Source organism: Nitrospirota bacterium, assembly GCA_040755395.1.
In the GTDB taxonomy this organism is placed as follows: domain Bacteria; phylum Nitrospirota; class Nitrospiria; order Nitrospirales; family Nitrospiraceae; genus DATLZU01.
Genome location: JBFMAX010000031.1, coordinates 1 through 2,021 on the forward strand (window position 1 = coordinate 1; position 2,021 = coordinate 2,021).

The 2,021-nt window shown below is 67.6% G+C and carries 2 protein-coding genes; both read right to left on the reverse strand.

All coding sequences use genetic code 11. From position 1 onward, the window contains the following. Positions 1-78: 78 nt before the first annotated feature. Positions 79-285, reverse strand: a complete 207-nt coding sequence (locus AB1555_19815; GenBank protein ID MEW6248927.1) for an AbrB/MazE/SpoVT family DNA-binding domain-containing protein — start codon at positions 283-285, stop codon at positions 79-81. Positions 286-662: 377 nt separating this feature from the next. Beyond that, a partial coding sequence (locus AB1555_19820; protein MEW6248928.1) for a hypothetical protein occupies positions 663-2,021 on the reverse strand: 1,359 nt, incomplete at its 5' end.

Consider the following 2,021-nt stretch of genomic DNA (forward strand, 5'->3'; position numbering starts at 1 on the left):
GCCCAGTAGATTTCCCCCTGCCTCGGGCTTGCGGTCGTTCGAGTCGGCAATCGGATCTTCCCTTTTCCCGCCATGATGCTAGCGCACCCGGCCAGACTTCGCTGCCCGGAGCTTTTCTTCCCAGCCCAGGCGCGGATTCTTCGCCTGCCTGCGGGAGATCACGATCGAGCGCGCGCGCACCTGGATCTCGACCGCATCGCCCGCATCCAGACTGCACTTGCGCAACACCTCCTGCGGCAGCCGCACGCCCTTCGAATTGCCGATCGCGACGATCTTGCTTTGCATGCCCCCGCTCATCCCGGAAAAAGCTCCGCCACCCCAATGCTCACGCCAGGCAGCATCGCCGCGCTCACCGACCCGCCCTCCGCCACCGCGAAAATACCCCCGCCTCGCTCATGCGCAGGTACTCGCCGGCGGTCACCGCGTGGCGCCGCAAGCGCTCGAGAAGGGTGTTCATGGACTGACCCCGGCGCTTGCCCCAGCGCGCCACGCCGGCCAGCGCGACCGCCGTGGGCGCTTGGAGCCGGCGCCACCTGCGATCTTGCTCAACACGTCCCCCCGGAACGTAATTACGCGGTAATTATGCACAAAAAAGGGGCGCCTCGCGGCGCCCCGATCTGGCAGCCCGGGTTACCCCGGACTGCGAGGCAGTACATCCCCACCTACTCGCACGCCTCCCCTTCGCGGCTCTCGACGAAGCACTCCGGCGTACCGATTCCGGTGCCCGCCAGCCGGTGCGCCATCGGCGGCGCGGTACTCACGTCGCCCGCGAAGCCGAACTCGATCTGCTCGGCGACGCTGTCAGTGCCGAACGTGTTCGCCGCCTCGCCCGCCACTGCGGCCGCGATCGCACTCTGCGCGGTCTGCGACTGGATTGTGGACTGCGTCTGCAGGACCGAAGCGGACCAGGAACCCGGCGCCCCCTGGATGCCGACCAGGACGAGATCGCTCGTCTTGACGACCGAAGAAGGCGGGTTGCCGGTCGAACCGGTCGCGAAGGTGAACTCCGTCGCGGCACCCTGCACCGTCAGGCTGCTCACGCCCGTGAGCAGCAGATCGTTGATGATGTTCTGGCTGCTCGTCAGGTTCACCGTCGGAGCGGCGATCGAGCCGGTCACATCGGTGGCGCTGATCGTCGCGGTCCCGGTGGCCGTGACATTGACGTTGAGGGTCGTGGTCACCGGCGTCAATGTGACGTTCGAGCCACTCGCGGTCACGAGCCCCGTGAACGTGCTGCCGGAGTTGTCGAGCACGATCGAATTGGTTCCGGCGTTGAATGTGCTCGTCCCGCCGACGCTCACCATCCCGGAGTCGGTGATCCCGCCGCCCGCGCCGCTCGCAGTGACCGAGAGATTACCGGTCGTGCTGGCCGAGGTGAGATTCACCGTGCCGGTGGTCGAGGTAATCGTGATCGAGCCTCCGCCGCCAGTCGCAACGTCGAAGCTCGCGCCGTCGGACTCGTTGACAAAGATCCCGCCCGAACCCGCGCGCGCGGTCACCGACGCCATGCCTGCGGTCGTCTCGATCGGGCTGCCCGCCGTGCCGACCGAGGTCGAACCCGAGGTCGGCGTGAGCAGAACGACATTGCCCGAACCGACATTCAGGTTGAAGGTGCCGCCGCCATCCGTGATCGAGCCTCCGGTCGAGTTGCCCGCTCCCACGGTCGTGCTTCCGGTGGTGCTCACCGTGATCGTGCCGCCGTTGCCCGTCGTGATCGCGCGCAGCACCGCCGATCCGGTTCCGCCCGCGGGCGTGTTCACGACGATCGTGACAGCACTCGGCGCCGCGCTCGCGGTGGTGATCGAGCTGCCGGCGTTCATCGTGAGACCGGAGGCGCCGGCACCGGTGTTGGCGTTGAGGGTCACATCTCCCGAGCCGCTGTTCACCGCCCCGGCGAGCGTGAGGCCACCGCCGGCATTCACCGTCAGCGCCCCGGTATTCACCGTGCCCAGCGTCAGCGCATTGGCATCTCTGATCTGCGTCGTGCCGCCCGTCAGCGTTACTGCGCCACCGAAGTCGTT

Coding starts and splice junctions, on each gene's coding strand:
- AB1555_19815 (MEW6248927.1), bottom strand. CDS start 285: ATGCAAAGCAAGATCGTCGCGATCGGCAATTCGAAGGGCGTGCGGCTG.